This window comes from Sanguibacter biliveldensis, from assembly GCF_033798665.1.
Classification (GTDB): domain Bacteria; phylum Actinomycetota; class Actinomycetes; order Actinomycetales; family Cellulomonadaceae; genus Sanguibacter; species Sanguibacter inulinus.
On the sequence record NZ_CP138359.1, the window covers coordinates 1,508,772 to 1,524,965 of the forward strand.

At 70.8% G+C, this 16,194-nt stretch carries 12 protein-coding genes and 1 pseudogene; all 13 read left to right on the forward strand.

The window, feature by feature from the left end:
* Positions 1-124: 124 nt before the first annotated feature.
* The 13 genes and pseudogenes from hrcA (at position 125) to SANBI_RS06605 (ending at position 16,097) form a co-directional block, all read left to right on the forward strand.
* Positions 125-1,150: a heat-inducible transcriptional repressor HrcA gene (gene hrcA, locus SANBI_RS06545; protein ID WP_056133941.1), complete on the forward strand. Its 1,026-nt coding sequence runs from the start codon at positions 125-127 to the stop codon at positions 1,148-1,150.
* A gap of 159 nt (positions 1,151-1,309) precedes the next feature.
* On the forward strand, positions 1,310-2,428 hold the full coding sequence (gene dnaJ, locus SANBI_RS06550) for a molecular chaperone DnaJ (protein ID WP_179912280.1): 1,119 nt from the start codon (positions 1,310-1,312) through the stop codon (positions 2,426-2,428).
* Positions 2,428-3,261: a 16S rRNA (uracil(1498)-N(3))-methyltransferase gene (locus SANBI_RS06555; protein WP_319160106.1), complete on the forward strand. Its 834-nt coding sequence runs from the start codon at positions 2,428-2,430 to the stop codon at positions 3,259-3,261. The genes dnaJ and SANBI_RS06555 overlap by 1 nt, the downstream gene beginning before the upstream one ends.
* A 61-nt stretch (positions 3,262-3,322) precedes the next feature.
* The gene (locus tag SANBI_RS06560; protein WP_319160108.1) at positions 3,323-3,679 is read left to right on the forward strand and encodes an HIT domain-containing protein; all 357 of its coding nucleotides are present in this window, start codon (positions 3,323-3,325) and stop codon (positions 3,677-3,679) included.
* 94 nt (positions 3,680-3,773) lie between these two features.
* A complete protein-coding gene (locus SANBI_RS06565) occupies positions 3,774-4,835 on the forward strand; it encodes a PhoH family protein (RefSeq protein ID WP_056131612.1) in 1,062 nt (353 codons plus the stop codon).
* Positions 4,832-5,293 (forward strand): rRNA maturation RNase YbeY, encoded by a 462-nt coding sequence (gene ybeY / locus SANBI_RS06570; RefSeq protein ID WP_056131615.1) that lies wholly within the window; start codon positions 4,832-4,834, stop codon positions 5,291-5,293. Before SANBI_RS06565 ends, ybeY begins: the two co-directional genes overlap by 4 nt.
* Entirely contained in the window at positions 5,290-6,636 is a 1,347-nt protein-coding gene (locus tag SANBI_RS06575; protein ID WP_319160111.1) for a hemolysin family protein, read from the forward strand. Before ybeY ends, SANBI_RS06575 begins: the two co-directional genes overlap by 4 nt.
* On the forward strand, positions 6,633-7,577 hold the full coding sequence (gene era / locus SANBI_RS06580) for a GTPase Era (RefSeq protein WP_056131621.1): 945 nt from the start codon (positions 6,633-6,635) through the stop codon (positions 7,575-7,577). The genes SANBI_RS06575 and era overlap by 4 nt, the downstream gene beginning before the upstream one ends.
* Positions 7,578-7,820: 243 nt before the next feature.
* Positions 7,821-10,055 carry a DUF7937 domain-containing protein gene (locus SANBI_RS06585; protein WP_319160115.1) on the forward strand — a complete coding sequence of 745 codons (2,235 nt, stop codon included), beginning with the start codon at positions 7,821-7,823 and terminating at the stop codon, positions 10,053-10,055.
* 136 nt (positions 10,056-10,191) lie between these two features.
* The gene (locus tag SANBI_RS06590) at positions 10,192-12,075 is read left to right on the forward strand and encodes a variant leucine-rich repeat-containing protein (RefSeq protein ID WP_319160117.1); all 1,884 of its coding nucleotides are present in this window, start codon (positions 10,192-10,194) and stop codon (positions 12,073-12,075) included.
* 272 nt (positions 12,076-12,347) lie between these two features.
* Positions 12,348-14,144: a 2-isopropylmalate synthase gene (leuA, locus tag SANBI_RS06595; RefSeq protein ID WP_319160120.1), complete on the forward strand. Its 1,797-nt coding sequence runs from the start codon at positions 12,348-12,350 to the stop codon at positions 14,142-14,144.
* 269 nt (positions 14,145-14,413) lie between these two features.
* Positions 14,414-15,142: pseudogene (recO, locus tag SANBI_RS06600) on the forward strand (DNA repair protein RecO); the annotation flags it as partial.
* A 130-nt stretch (positions 15,143-15,272) separates the two neighbouring features.
* Positions 15,273-16,097, forward strand: a complete 825-nt coding sequence (locus tag SANBI_RS06605) for an isoprenyl transferase (RefSeq protein WP_319160124.1) — start codon at positions 15,273-15,275, stop codon at positions 16,095-16,097.
* Positions 16,098-16,194 lie beyond the last annotated feature (97 nt).

The window sequence follows — 16,194 nt, forward strand, 5'->3', positions numbered from 1 at the left end:
TTAGCACTCAGGCCTCCCGAGTGCTGATGGAGGCCTGACGACAGCCCGAAGACAGGCCGATGACAGGCCAGACCGCGCAGGCAGCGCAGAGGCCCAGGCAGGCGACGACGTGAAGGAGAGGTCCGTGGCGGCGAGCGACGAGCGACGGCTGGACGTCCTGCGCGCGATCGTCGAGGACTACGTCCACACCCGCGAGCCCGTGGGCTCCAAGGTCCTCGCGGAACGGCACAGCCTCGGCGTCTCGCCCGCGACGATCCGCAACGACATGGCGGTCCTCGAGGAGGGCGGCTTCATCGCCCAGCCCCACACCTCCGCGGGACGGGTGCCGACCGACAAGGGCTACCGCATGTTCGTCGACCGCCTGGCGGGCGTGAAGGCGCTCAGCGCGGCCGAGAAGAACGCGATCGAGACCTTCCTCAACGGCGCCGTCGACCTCGACGACGTCGTCACCCGGGCCGGGCGGCTGCTCGCCCAGCTGACGGGCCAGGTCGCCGTCGTCCAGTACCCGTCGCTGCGCCGCTCCGGCCTGCGCCACCTCGAGCTCGTCGTCCTCGGCGAGCGCCGGCTCCTCGTGGTCATCATCACCGACACCGGCCGTGTCGAGCAGCGCACCCTCGAGCTCGACGCGACCCCCGACGAGATCGTCCTGGTCGCGCTGCGCGCCCGGCTCAACGCCGCCGCCGCCGGCCGGCGCCTCCCGGAGCTGCGCACGGCCCTCGACGCTCTCGCGGCCACCTTCGACCCCGAGGACCAGGCGCTCGTCGCGCGGGTCGCCGAGGTCGTCACCGACACGCTCTCCCAGGAGGGCGAAGAGCGCATCGTGCTCGCCGGGACCGCGAACCTCGCGCACGCGAGCATGCGGTTCGAGCACGCCCTGCGCCCTGTCCTCGAGGCCCTCGAGGAGCAGGTCGTGCTGCTCAACCTCCTCACGGAGATGGGTGACGACTCCTCAGGGGTCAACGTGCGGATCGGTCACGAGACCCAGCTGACAGGGCTGTTCGAGACCTCGGTCGTCACGACCGGGTACGGCTCGGACGGCGACTCGGTCGCGACCATCGGGTCGATCGGCCCGACCCGCATGGACTACCCCGCCACGATCGCCTCGGTGCGGGCCGTCGCCCGCTACCTGTCCAGGATCCTCGGTGCATAGGGCCCGTCGTGGCCCCGCCGCCCGGCGGTCTGGCCACGACGTGACGCACGCGATGAAACAAGAACCCCCGTCCAGACGTTGCAGAGTTCAGAGCGAGCACCGTGGTGCCGCGACAGGACGCCGCACCAGCCCCCTTCGACGAACGGCAGAGACCAACCAGTGAGCGACTACTACGAGGTGCTCGGCGTCGACCGTGACGCCAGCCAGGACCAGATCAAGAAGGCGTACCGCAAGCTCGCCCGCGAGCTGCACCCTGACGTCGCAGGTCCGGACGCCGAAGACAGGTTCAAGGACGTCGGTCGCGCCTACGAGGTGCTCTCGAACCCCGAGAAGCGCCGGTCCTACGACATGGGCCACGACCCGTCGGCTCCAGGCGGCGGCATGAACGGTGGCGGAGGCTTCGGCTTCCAGGACATCTTCGAGACGTTCTTCGGCGGCGGCCAGACCCAGCGCGGCCCGATCCCGCGCTCGCGCCGCGGCCAGGACGCCCTCGTGCGCCTGGACATCGACCTCTCCGAGGCAGCCTTCGGCGTGCGCCGCGACATCCAGGTCGACACCGCAGTGGTCTGCGGGACCTGCTCCGGCTCGTGCTGCCGCCCCGGCACGTCCCCGCGCACCTGCGACGTCTGCAACGGACGCGGCACGGTCCAGCGCGTGGCCCGCTCCTTCCTCGGCCAGGTCATGACCACGGCCCCGTGCGCAGCCTGCCAGGGCTTCGGCACGACGATCCCCGAGCCCTGCGCCGAGTGCTCGGGCGAGGGCCGCGTCCGCAGCCGCCGCACGGTCAGCGTCGAGGTGCCCGCGGGCGTCGAGACCGGCAACCGCATCAAGCTCACCTCGCAGGGCGAGGTCGGTCCTGCCGGCGGTCCCGCCGGAGACCTCTACTTCGAGATCCGCGAGCGCAAGCACGAGACCTTCCTGCGCCGCGGGGACGACCTACACTGCACGCTCGAGGTGCCGATGACCGCTGCCGCCCTCGGCACGGTCATCGAGCTCGAGACCCTCGACGGTCCCGAGTCGGTCGACCTGCGCCCGGGCACGCAGCCCGACCAGGTCATCACGCTGAAGAACCTCGGTGTGGGTCACCTGCACGGTGGCGGGCGCGGAGACATCAACGTGCACGTCGAGGTCCAGGTCCCGACGTCGCTGTCCGAGGAGCAGGCAGAGCTGCTGCGTCAGCTCGCGGTCCTGCGCGGCGAAGAGCGTCCCGAGGGGCGCGTCGCTGCGGCCCACCCGGGTGTCTTCAGCCGGCTGCGTGAGAAGCTCACCGGCCGCTGATGAGCGCACCGGTCTTCCTGGCCGAGGCCGGGGACCTGGGGTCTCTGGTCCCGGGTGACACGTACCTCCTCGACGGCCTCGAGGGGCGGCACGCAGGTGTCGTCCAGCGTCGCGGCGTCGGCGAGCGGATCGACGTCGTCGACGGCGCGGGCCTGCGGCTCACCTGCCGGGTGACGGCCGTGCAGGCCTCCGAGGTGACCCTCGAGGTCGTCTCGGTCGAGCGCGAGCCGTCCGACGGGGTGTCCCTCGTGCTCGTCCAGGCTCTGGCCAAGGGCGACCGCGACGAGCTCGCGATCGAGGCGGCGACCGAGGCCGGCGTGGATGCCGTGCTGCCGTGGCAGGCCGAGAGGTCTGTCGTGGTGTGGCGCGGGGACCGCGCCGCGAAGTCTCGGGCCCGCTGGGTCGCGACGGTCCGCGCGGCGACCAAGCAGGCCCGGCGTGCCTCGCTGCCGGGTGTCGGCGACGTCGTCGACGCGAAGGGCCTCGCCGCCCGCACAGCCCAGGTGGTCGCCGCAGGTGGCACGGTCCTCGTCCTGCACGAAGAGGCGACGCTGCCCATCGCCCAGGCCGTGCTGCCTGGGCTCCCGGCGCTCGGTGCGGGGGCCCAGGGCCTGGCTGCTCGGACGCCCGAGGACAGCGCGACGGGTTCGGACGCACCGCGTGAGATCTTGGTGGTCGTCGGACCCGAGGGCGGGATCAGCGAGCGGGAGTGCACGCTGCTCACCGAGTCTGGTGCCACGCTCGTCAGGCTCGGCCCGCACGTGCTGCGCACCTCGACCGCCGGACCGATCGCTGTGGCGCTGCTCTCCGAGCGCCTGGGGCGCTGGGCGTGAGCGCCTCGCAGCGCACACGATTCAGGCTGACGCCGTCCGGTCGACCGGATAGCCTCGGAGGATGACCACGAGCGCACCTGAGCCTGACTGCCTGTTCTGCCTCATCGTCGCGGGGGAGGTGCCCTCGACGATCGTCGCGCGGACCGAGAACGTGGTGGCCTTCGAGGACATCAACCCGAGCGCACCGATGCACGTGCTCGTCGTCCCGACCACGCACCACGGAGACGTGTCGCAGCTCGCGGCAGCAGCCCCCGACGTGCTCGCGGAGCTGGTCGGTGTCGCCGAGCAGGTCGCCGGCGAGCGTGCCGACGGGCAGTTCCGGCTGATCTTCAACTCGGGACCGCACGCCGGGCAGACCGTGTTCCACGTCCACGCCCACGTCCTGGGTGGCACACAGCTCGGCGCCCTCGTCGGCTGAGCCACCTAGACTGAGGCCCCGCACCACCCCCATCCACTGCACCCCACCTGCACGATCACCGCACCACGAGCCGAAGGACCGAGCACACCGCCCTATGACAGCTGCAGAGAGCACAGGTGGGACGTCACCCACCGACGTCGAGCACCGCATCGTCGTCCCGGCCGACGTGTCCATCGCCAGCCTGCTGGGGCCTGTCGACTCGGTGCTGCGGGCCCTCGAGGCCGGCTTCACGACGGTCGACGTGAGGGTCCGGGAGAACGAGATCGTGCTGCGGGGCCCTGTCGGAGACGTCGCGCTCGCCGCGCGCCTCGTCGACGAGCTCGTCGAGGTCGCCCAGTCGGGAGCACCGCTGACCGCCGACGTGGTCGCCCGGTCCATCGCGATGCTCACGGCGTCGAGCACGTCGCGCCCGGCCGAGGTCTTCTCCCTCGACATCTTGTCGAGCCGCGGGAAGAGCATCCGCCCCAAGACCGCCGGGCAGAAGCACTACGTCGACGCGATCGACGCGAGCACCGTGACCTTCGGCATCGGTCCTGCCGGTACGGGCAAGACGTACCTGGCGATGGCCAAGGCAGTCCAGGCGCTCCAGGCCCGCCAGGTCCACAGGATCGTGCTGACCCGCCCGGCCGTCGAGGCCGGGGAGCGGCTCGGGTTCTTGCCCGGCACGCTCTCGGACAAGATCGACCCGTACCTGCGCCCTCTGTACGACGCGCTGCACGACATGCTCGACCCGCAGTCGATCCCCAAGCTCATCGAGGCCGGGACGATCGAGGTCGCCCCGCTCGCCTACATGCGCGGCCGGACCCTCAACGACGCGTTCATCATCCTCGACGAGGCGCAGAACACCTCGACCGAGCAGATGAAGATGTTCCTCACCCGCCTGGGCTTCCAGTCGAAGATGGTCATCACCGGCGACGTCACCCAGGTCGACCTGCCGGGCGGGACCCAGTCCGGCCTGCGGGTCATCGAAGACGTCCTGACAGGCGTCGACGACATCGAGTTCTGCAGGCTGTCCTCGACCGACGTGGTCCGCCACAGGCTGGTCGGCGACATCATCGAGGCCTATTCCCGGTGGGACCTCACCACCGACCGTCACTCCACCCGTCACGACGCCCGGTCGACCGACCGGACCACCGAGAAAGGCCACCGCAGGTGAGCATCGAAGTCAACAACGAGTCCGGCTACGAGGTCGACGAGGCCGAGTTCGCCGCACTCGGACGGTTCGTCCTCGACGAGATGCACGTGCACTCGCAGACCGAGCTGTCGATCCTCTTCGTGGGCACCGAGGTGATGACCGAGCTGCACATCCAGTGGATGGACGAACCCGGCCCCACCGACGTGCTGTCCTTCCCGATGGACGAGCTCCGTCCCGGGCGCGAGGGCGAGGTCACCCCGGCCGGCCTGCTCGGCGACGTCGTCGTGTGCCCCGAGGTCGCCGCAGCCCAGGCCGCGGTCGCCGGTCACTCCACGGTCGAGGAGATGCTGCTGCTCACCACGCACGGGATCTTGCACCTGCTCGGCTACGACCACGCCGAGCCCGAGGAGGAGAAGGAGATGTTCGGCCTGCAGCGCCGGCTCCTGCTCACGTTCCTCGCGGGGCGTCCGACCAGATGAACATCCTCGACGACGCACCGGTCGGCCTGCTCGTCGTGCTGGCCGTCGTCGGCATCCTCCTCGCGGCGCTGCTCAGCGCCGGGGAGGCAGCAGTCACCCGGATCAGCCGGTCGGCCGTCGCGGAGATCGTCGACAACCGCGCAGACCTCGCGTCGCGCGTGCAGCGCCTCGTCGCAGAACCCGGCCAGACGGCCGCCTCGGCGGCGTTCTTGCGGGTGTTCGCCGAGATGCTCTCGACGGCGTGCATCACCGTGTGCTTCGCCGCCTTCGTCGACGAGTGGTGGCTCGTGCTGGTGCTCGCGGTCCTCAGCAGCGCCCTCGTGGCGCTCGTGCTGGTCCGCATCAGCCCGCGCACCATCGGGCGGCACCGTCCGGCGCAGACCCTCGTGAGGCTCAGCGGGCTGCTGTCGGTCAGCCTCGCCGTCGCGGGCCGTGTCACCGCGCTGACGTCCTCGGCGCGCGCCACGGCCGAGGCCGAGGAAGAGCACGAGCTGCGCGACATGGTCGACAGGGTCAACGACTCCGACGCGATCGAGGACGACGAGCGCACCATGCTGCGCTCCGTCTTCGGCCTGCGGTCGACCCTGACCCGCGAGGTCATGGTCCCGCGCACCGACATGGTCACCTGCGCCGCGTACACCCCGCTGCCCAAGGCGCTCTCGCTGTTCCTGCGGTCAGGGTTCTCCCGCGTCCCGGTGGTCGGCGACTCCGTCGACGAGCTCCTCGGCGTCGTGTACTTCAAGGACGTCGTCAGGGTGCTCAACGACGCCGAGGACGGTGCCTCGCGGACCGTCGCCAAGGTGATGCGCCAGGCGACCTTCGTGCCCGAGTCCAAGCCTGTCGACGACCTGCTGCGCGAGCTCCAGGGTGCCTCGTCGCACATCGCGCTCGTCGTCGACGAGTACGGCGGCATCGCCGGCCTGGTGACGATCGAGGACGCGATCGAGGAGATCGTCGGAGAGCTCACCGACGAGCACGACGCCGCAGCCCCCGAGGTCGAGGAGACCTCACCGGGGACCTACAGGGTCTCCTCCCGCATGCCCGTCGACGAGCTCGGTGAGCTCTTCGACCTCGAGATCGACGACGACGACGTCGACACCGCCGGCGGCCTCCTCGCGAAGGCCCTCGGCAAGGTGCCGCTCACAGGTGCGACCGCCGACGTCCACGGGGTCCACCTCGTGGCCGAGCGCGTCGACGGACGCAGGCGCCAGCTCGCCACCCTTCTCGTCTCCAGGAGCGAGGCCGGAGACCCGGTCACGACCCAGGAACGACGAGTGATCGACGACCACCATGCGCGCGACGACCTCCGCACGCACCGCAACCAGCAGGAGAACGCCTCATGACCCGCACACCCACCGACGCGCCCGAGGGCACAGTGCACAGGTCGGGGTTCGCCTGCTTCGTCGGCCGCCCCAACGCCGGAAAGTCGACGCTCACCAACGCGCTCGTCGGGCAGAAGGTCGCCATCACCTCGGACCGGCCCCAGACGACCCGTCACACGATCCGCGGCATCGTCAACCGCCCGGACGCCCAGCTGATCCTCGTCGACACCCCCGGGCTGCACAGGCCGCGCACACTCCTCGGTGAGCGCCTCAACGACCTCGTCCGCGACACGCTGTCCGAGGTCGACGTCATCGCCTTCTGCCTCCCCGCCGACCAGAAGATCGGACCCGGCGACAGGTACATCGCGAACCAGCTCGCCGAGCTCAAGGGCGGTCGCCGCAGCACACCCGTCATCGCCGTCGTCACCAAGGCCGACCTGGTGAGCCACGAAGAGCTCGCGATGCACCTGCTGGCCGTCGACCAACTGGGGGAGTGGGCTGACATCGTCCCCGTCTCCGCCAAGGGCGGCTACCAGGTGAGCACCCTCGCCGACGTCCTCGTCACGCACCTGCCCGAGGGCGTCGAGCTCTACCCGGACGGTGAGCTGACCGACGAGCCCGAGGCCGTGATGGTCGCCGAGCTCGTCCGCGAGGCAGCCCTCGAGGGCGTCCGTGACGAGCTCCCGCACTCCCTCGCGGTCGTCGTCGACGAGATCCTGCCGCGTGAGGGCAGCAACGGGTCCAACCCGCTGCTCGACGTGCGGGTGAACATCTTCGTCGAGCGCGACAGCCAGAAGGCCATCATCATCGGCCGCGGGGGCTCGCGCCTGCGCCACATCGGCACCGAGTCACGCCGCGGCATCGAGGCGCTGCTGGGCAACCGCGTCTACCTCGACCTGCACGTCAAGGTGGCCAAGGACTGGCAGCGCGACCCCAAGCAGATGCGTCGCCTCGGTTTCTGACGGGCCCGTCGGGGCCCGCATGGGGAGTTCTACCGGGGGTCAGACGGTGCACGCAGCCCGGATCTGGTCCATGCTCGTCCGTGAGACGTGTCGTGCACGCACATCAGTGCCGGTCACGAGCGCGTCGGCCAGGCACGGCAGCCGCCCGTCACCGACGCGGTCGCCGCAGGGCCGCGCCCCCCGCGAGGGTGGGCGCGCCCGGCGCCCGGCTCGCGCACGGACGGCAACGACGAAAGGGAGAACATGAGCCACGAAGGCCAGGCGCCTACGCCGGGCGGGTACCCGCACCAGGGGCCGCCGCAGAACCCTCAGGCCTCGGCCCCCCAGCCCGGCCAGTACGCACCGCAGCCCGGACAGCAGGGTCAGCCCGGCCAGTACGCGCCGCAGCCTGGCCAGCAGGGCCAGCCGGGGCAGTACGCCCCGCAGCAGGGCCAGTACGCGCCGCAGCCCGGGCAGCAGGGCCCGAACGGGTACCCGCAGGGCGGCTACGCGCCGGGCCAGCAGGGCGGCTACGCCCCCGGTCAGCAGGGTGGCTACGCGCCCCAGGCTCCTAAGGCCCCTCGCCCCAACCCCTTCACGGGCATCCCCGTGTCCGACTTCGTCCGTGACGGGGTCGCAGCGCTGCTGCTCCTCGTCTCGCTCGCCCTCTGGGTGACGCCCGGCGCGAAGGTCGGCGACAGCTTCAACTTCGTCGTCATCATCGTCACGGTGATCTCGGTGCTGTCCCTCGCGATCCCGTACCTCGCTCGCGGCGGGATCTTCCCCGCGTCCTGGACGGTCCACAAGACGCGCCTAGCCCGCCAGCTGGCCAACGCTCCGTACGTGATCACCGTCGTGGTCTACGTCGTCCTCGACATCTTCAAGGTCGGCGACAGCTACGGCGTCGGGACCGCCTTCGGTCTCGGGCTCGCCGGCGCCCTGCTCGCCGCGCAGCCGCGCGAGACCGAGATGGGCCCCGAGCACCTCGACCTCGCCGCCCCCAAGACGTGGCGCCTGGTCACCCTGTCGATCGCCGGCCTCGCGGCCGTGACGATGGTCATCTCGCTCATCATGTTCCTCGTCGACGCAGGCGACTACGACAGCGCGATCATCGTGACCATCGGCATCGTCTCCTGGCTGTTCCTCGTCGGGTTCTTCGGCTGGGCCGTCTACGGCGTCCTCGTCCAGCGCTCGGCTTCCTGGCGGCTGTTCCTCGTGGCGCTCGGCGCCGCGCTCGCCGTGATCTTCCTGTTCGGCGCCGGCGACAGCAGCTCCTTCATCCAGGCGCAGTCCGTGCACGCGCTGTTCCCCTTCGCCCCCGCGACGAGCCTGTCGCTCCAGGCCGGCCTTGGCGCGATCTTCCTCCCGGGGCTCGCCGCTGCGGTCTCCTCGCCCGCCTTCCGCCGCACCGTGCGCACCGAAGAGCCGAGCGCGACCTGGATCGGCGCAGCCGTCCACGCCCTCGACTACCTAGCGCTCGTCGCGGCCTCGACCGTGGTGCTCTCGGCACTGTGGATCGGCTTCCCGCAGCGCGAGAGCCTCGACGTCGGCCTCGGCGGTCTCATCACGTCGATCATCCTCGGCCTCGTCGTCGCCGCTGCCGCGGTCTTCGCGCGCCTCTCGCTCGCGTCCCGCCCGGCCAACGGCCGCAACGTCGCCTTCGCCGCCGCGGGTCTCGCCTTCGTGCTGGGCATCGTGATCCTCGTGATCTCCCCGACCGTGGGCACCGGGTACGCCGAGTACAAGATCGTCTCCGAGGGGCACCTGCTCCTCGCCTTCGCCCTCCCGGCCATCGTCGTCATCGCGCTGACGGTGCCCAAGGAGATCCGCACCTACTTCGCGCAGAACCGTCCCGCACCTCGCGCTGCGGGTGACGCTGCATACCAGTGGAGCCAGCCGCAGGGCGGTCAGGCACCCCAGGGCCAGTACGGCACTCCCCAGGGTCAGTACGGTGCACCGCAGGGTCAGTACGGTGCCCCGCAGCAGGGCCAGTACGGCGCACCGACGGGTGCCTACGGGACCCCGGCGGTCCAGCCGTCCTACGGCACCCCGGCCGCCTCCGAGGGCGGCTACGGCTCGGCGCCGGTCGCGCAGAACCCGGCTGGTCAGTCTGCGTGGCAGGCTCCGTCGACCACGCCCGAGAGCGAGATCGACCAGGACACCCACCTCGCGGGCCACGCCCCGGGGGTGTCCGCGGCTGCTGCTCCGCAGCACGGGGCGACGCACGACGAGCAGCACGCTCCGCAGCCGAGTGAGCAGAAGGCCTCCGAGCCCGAGCACGCCCCGGCCCCGGCCGCCGCCCCGTCGCACGGCTACACGGCGCAGCAGGCCCTCGACCCGTCGACCACGGGTCTGGTCCTGTCGCAGATCGTCCAGGAGGCCCCCGAGCTGCGTCCGCAGGTCGCGGCCAACCCGACGACCTACCCGGCGCTCCTCGACTGGCTCGGCCAGCTCGGCGACCCGGCCGTCGACGCGGCGCTCCGCAACCGTCAGAGCTGACCTCCCAGGTCACCGACGACGTGCGGGAAGAGCCCAGCCGCCCTCGTGGCGGGTGGGCTCTTCCCGTCTGAGGACCGCGCTGCCCGCCGGTCCACCACCGCCCTCCCTGCTCACGACCGACCAGAACAGGTTCACCATGACCACCCCGAGCGAGTTCACCGCGGCGACCGCGGCCGACCCATCGACCCCGCCCGCCGTCCTCGCGGACATCGCGACCCAGCGCCCGGACCTCCGTGCGGCTGTCGCAGCGAACCCTGTGGCCTACCCCGAGCTGCTCGCGTGGTTGCGTGCCCAGGGGGACCCCGCAGTGGCGGCGGCGATCGACGCGCGGGGCGCGCAGCAGGGAACGGCTGCCGGGCCGCCCGCACCGCCTGCCCCGCCCGTCCCCGACTGGCAGCCTGCCCCCGACACGCAGCAGGGTGGGGACGCTCAGCACACCCAGCCGGTCTGGCAGAAGGGCGGTCAGCCCGGTCAGCAGGACCAGACCCAGCAGCTGTGGCAGGGCTCGCCCGCCCAGCAGGGTGAGCAGCCGCAGCAGGGCTACCCGGCCCAGTCCGCCTGGCAGCAGCAGACGGGCCAGCCCCAGGGCTACGGCCAGCAGCCACCGCAGGATGCCGGGTGGGGCCAGCAGCCACCGCAGGATGCCGCGTGGGGCCAGCCGCCTGCGGGCACCAGCCCCAAGAAGTCCCGCAAGGGCTTGTGGATCGGTGTCGGTGCGGGTGTCCTCGTCCTCCTCGGAGCAGGCGCCTTCGCCGCGAACCACTTCTGGTTCTCCAAGGTGGGCGGCGCTGCCACCCCCGAAGAGGCCGCCACGCAGATGATCGAGGGGATCGCCGCAAAGGACCTCGTCTCCGTGTACGGCGTCACGTCGCCGACGGAGATCTCCCAGCTGACGACGGCCGCTGACCTCTTCGACGCGCGCATGCCGGACGGCGACGACGTCGGTGACCTCACCGAGTCCTACAAGGACTACCTCGACGCCCTCGACCTCTCGCTCGAGGACCTCGAGGTGAGCAGCGAAGACCTCGGTGACGGACTCGCGAAGGTGAGCATCACGAGCGGCTCGCTCACGGTCGACGCCGACGCCGAGAAGCTCGCCGACGCGACGATCGACCTCTTCGACGAGATCGAGAAGTCTTCCCTCTGGGCCACGCTCCAGGAGCAGGGCGCAGAGATCCCGAGCGACGACGAGATCCGGACGTCGATCGACGAGGCGATCGCCGAGTCCTTGCCCGCGACGGTCACCGCCGACGACCTCATGCTCGACCCGGCCGACCTCGGGGGAGACCTCGGGCTCGACCTGGGCGACGACCCGATCGCGCCCTTCCTCGTCGTGGTCGAGGAGGGCGGCGACTGGTACGTCAGCCCGTACCTCACCCTCGCCGAGTACTCCTCGCTCGCGGCGGGTGTCGAGCGGGGCGAGATGCCCGGCGACGACCTCGCAGGGGCTTTCGACTCTCCCGAGGCTGCGGGGGAGGGACTGGTCGTCGGTATCAAGGACTACCTCGAGACGGGGACGACGTCGGAGCTCGCCAAGGCGCTGCCTCTCGCCGACCGTCGGGCCCTCACGCTCTACGGCGACCTGAGCAGCATCGACGACCAGTTCTTCCAGGACTTCCAGGAGGACCTCAAGGACGTCGACGTCGACGCGTCCTTCTCGGTGCGTGACGAGAAGGACGGCGTGGCGTGGCTCAGGCTCGAGTCGCTCGAGGTCTCGGGATCGGTCGAGGGCACGGACTTCTCGGTGACCCTCGACGCCGAGTGCATCGAGGCCGAGGCCGACGGCGAGACCGTCGAGGGCTGCGCCGACCAGGTGCCGCTGCTCGAAGAGCTCGGTGTCACCGACCTCTCGCTCGTCGCGGTCGAGGAAGACGGCTCCTGGTACATGAGCGGTGCGGCCACGTGGGGTGACTCGTCAGGTCTGATCCTGTCGAACGTCCTGCGTCTCAAGGACGAGGGCAAGCTCGACGACCCGCAGTGGCTCGAAGACAGCCTCGGCGACCTCGCCGACATGTTCTGAAGCCCAGACCAGCCGGACCACGACGCCCGTCTCGCGCCTGCGCGGGGCGGGCGTCGTGCGTCACCGACCTGTCGGACGGGCGACCGTGAGACGCCCTGGCGCGTCGCGCACCGAGGAGTACAGTGGACGACGTGATTGGCGTCCAGCGGGTTGAGCTCCTCCTTCTGTGCCGCGACGAGGCCTCGTAGGCCGTCTCCTCGTCGCGGTGGTTGGTGTGCCGGCTTACACGAACGACACCCACTCGAGCACAGGACGACGAAGGAACCACCGCCATGAACCCCCAGTCTTCAGCCCGCAGCACGAGCGCGACGAGCGCCCGCTCCGCCTCCGCCCAGCGGCCCTCGCCGATGCCCTTCGGCAAGTACGTGCCGTACTCCGAGCAGTTCCGCGTCGAGGTCCCCGACCGCACGTGGCCTGACAAGGTCATCACGAAGGCCCCGCGCTGGTGCGCGGTCGACCTGCGCGACGGCAACCAGGCGCTCATCGAGCCGATGAACCCCGAGCGCAAGCTGCGCATGTTCGAGCTGCTCGTCTCGATGGGCTACAAGGAGATCGAGGTCGGTTTCCCGTCGGCCTCGCAGACAGACTTCGACTTCGTCCGCATGCTCATCGACGACGGCCTGATCCCCGACGACGTCGTCATCCAGGTGCTGACCCAGTCCCGCGAGCACCTCATCGCCCGGACCTACGAGGCGATCGCCGGCGCCAAGCAGGCCATCGTCCACCTGTACAACTCGACGTCCACGCTCCAGCGCGACGTCGTGTTCCGCACGGACATGGACGGGATCGTCGACATCGCCCTCGAGGGCGCGCGCCTGTGCCGCAAGTTCGAGCAGACGATCCCCGAGACCCAGGTCTTCTACGAGTACTCGCCCGAGTCCTACACGGGGACCGAGCTCGAGTTCGCGGCGCGGATCTGCAACGAGGTCATCGAGATCTTCGAGCCGACCCCGGACCGCAAGGTGATCATCAACCTGCCCGCGACGGTCGAGATGGCGACGCCCAACGTCTACGCCGACTCGATCGAGTGGATGAACCGCCACCTGGTGCACCGCGAGAACGTCGTGCTGTCGCTGCACCCGCACAACGACCGCGGGACCGCCGTGGCTGCCGCCGAGCTCGGCTACCAGGCCGGCGCCGACCGCATCGAAGGCTGCCTCTTCGGCAACGGCGAGCGCACAGGCAACGTCGACCTGGTGACCCTCGGCATGAACCTCTTCAGCCAGGGGGTCGACCCCGAGATCGACTTCACGGTAGGTGGCGGCATCGACCACATCCGCCGGACCGTCGAGCACTGCAACCAGCTGGGCGTCCACGAGCGTCACCCCTACGCGGGCGACCTCGTCTTCACGGCCTTCTCCGGCTCGCACCAGGACGCCATCAAGAAGGGCCTGGACGCGATGGCGGCCGAGGCCGAGTCGAAGGGCGTCACGGTCGACGACCTCGTCTGGGGCGTCCCGTACCTGCCGATCGACCCGCGCGACCTGGGACGCTCCTACGAGGCTGTCATCCGGGTCAACTCGCAGTCTGGCAAGGGCGGCATCTCGTACCTGCTCAAGACCGAGCGTCACCTGGACCTGCCGCGTCGCCTGCAGATCGAGTTCTCCCGCGTCGTGCAGTCGGTCACCGACTCCGGTGGCCGCGAGGTCACGGGCGAGGACATCTGGCAGATCTTCGCGGATGAGTACCTCCCGGCCCCGGCCGGCGGTCCGCTCGAGCCGTGGGGGCGCCTGTCGCTGCGTGGCACCCGCGCGTCGAGCGTCGAAGGTGGCCTCGACACGCTGTCGGTCGACCTGGTCGACGCTGGCACGCCGGTGACGCTCGAGGGCAGCGGCAACGGTCCGATCGCGGCCTTCGTCGACGCCGTCAGCAAGGTGGGCGTCGACGTGCGGGTCCTCGACTACGCCGAGCACGCACTCTCCGAGGGTGGAGACGCCACAGCGGCCGCGTACGTCGAGTGCGCCGTGGGTGACGAGGTCCTGTGGGGCGTCGGCATCGACCCGTCGATCACGACCGCCTCGCTCAAGGCGATCATCTCGGCAGTGAACCGGCAGGGCCGCACGGCCTGACGCACGACCTGACGCACGACCAGCGGGGTCGGACCTGGCAGACGGACCTTGGGGTCCGGAGCCGAGACGGCCCCGCTGTGCCTTCCTGCCGGTCTCGCACCGGCGTGCTGGCCTGCCGGTGTCGCTCCGCTGTCTCTTGCTCGTCTGTCGGTCCGGTCCCGTTGCGCGTGCCGGTGTCGCCTCGCTGTGCTGGCCTCGTGCTGTGGACGTCGTGTGACGGCGCGCGGCGGCGGCTCCGCTTGTCGGTGGGATGACGGAGAATGGTGCCTGTGGTCCTCTACCGAGACGAAGCGCTCGTCCTGCGCACGCACAAGCTGGGTGAGGCAGACCGCATCATCACCTTCCTGACGCGCGAGCACGGCAAGGTGCGGGCTGTCGCCAAGGGCGTGCGGCGGACGTCGTCGCGCTTCGGCGCCCGCCTCGAGCCCTTCATGTTCGTCGACGTCCAGCTGCACGTCGGACGCAACCTCGACATCGTCACCCAGGCGGAGACCGTCCAGCCCTACGCCCGCGCGATCTTCGCCGACTACGGGCTCTACACGGCGGGCGCCGTCATGCTCGAGACCGCCGATCGCCTCGTCGAGGCCGAGCGCGAGCCGAGCGTCCAGCAGTTCTGGCTCCTCGCCGGTGCGCTGCGTGCGCTGTCCGAGCACGCACACGCCCCGGGTCTCGTCCTCGACTCGTACCTGCTGCGTGCTCTCGCCGTCGCAGGCTGGGCACCGACCTTCTCCGACTGTGCCCGCTGCGGCGAGCCAGGGCCACACCGGGCGTTCTCCGTCGCCCAGGGTGGGACCGTCTGCCCGCGTTGCCGCCCACCGGGGTCCACAGCGCCAGCCCAGGAGACCGTCGACCTGCTGGCCGCGCTGCTCAGCGGCGACTGGGCCGTCGCCGACGCGACCGACGACCGGTGCCGCCGTGAGGCCAACGGGATCGTCGCCGCCTACTCGCAGTACCACCTCGAGCGCGCGCTGCGGTCGTTGCGGATGGTCGACAGGACGAGTCCAGCCGCTCCCGCGTCAGCCCTCACCGATCCCACCGCGGCGCGGCCCGACGGGGACAGCCCGGCTCCACCGTCAGCGACAGCCCCAGCGGCCCCCTCCTCCATCTCGGCGACAGAAGGAGCTCTCCATGGCTCGCACCCGAACCCCTGAGCCTGCCGACCGGCGTCCGCCGGTCCGTCCCGACCCGCACCCGTCGGGTGCCACGGCGCCGGCGATCCCGCTCGAGTTCGTGCCGAAGCACGTCGCCGTCGTCATGGACGGCAACGGGCGGTGGGCGAACGCCCGTGGGTTGCCGCGCACCGCGGGCCACGAGGCTGGCGAGGCGGCGCTGCTCGACGTGGTCGCCGGGGCGATCGAGATCGGTGTGCAGCACATCTCGGCCTACGCCTTCTCGACCGAGAACTGGAAGCGCTCGCCCGAGGAGGTCCGCTTCCTCATGGGCTTCAACCGCGACGTGCTGCGCCGCCAGCGCGACACCATGAACTCGTGGGGCGTCCGGGTGCGGTGGGCTGGCAGACGGCCACGCCTGTGGCGCTCGGTGATCGCGGAGCTCGAGACGGCGGAGGAGGTGACCAAGGACAACGCGGTCTGCACGCTCACCATGTGCGTCAACTACGGTGGTCGCGCGGAGATCGCCGACGCCGCCCAGGCCATCGGCCGGGAGGTCGCCGCCGGGCGCCTCGACCCGAGCAAGATCACCGAGAAGACCGTCGCGAAGTACCTCGACGAACCCGACCTGCCCGACGTCGACCTCTTCCTGAGGTCCTCCGGAGAGCAGCGCATCTCGAACTTCATGATCTGGCAGTCGGCCTACGCCGAGCTCGTGTTCATGGACCAGCTGTGGCCCGACGTCGACCGCCGCACCCTGTGGCGCGCCGTCGAGGAGTACGCCCAGCGGGACCGCCGGTACGGGGGAGCGGTCGACAGGGCAGGCGAGACGCCCGCCGAGTGACGACCCTGGGTCACGTCCACGAGACCGACCAGCACTGAGTCTCGTCCGTGGCGGTGTTCTCAGGGATCGACCGGCACCTCAGCCGGGGTCTCTCGGG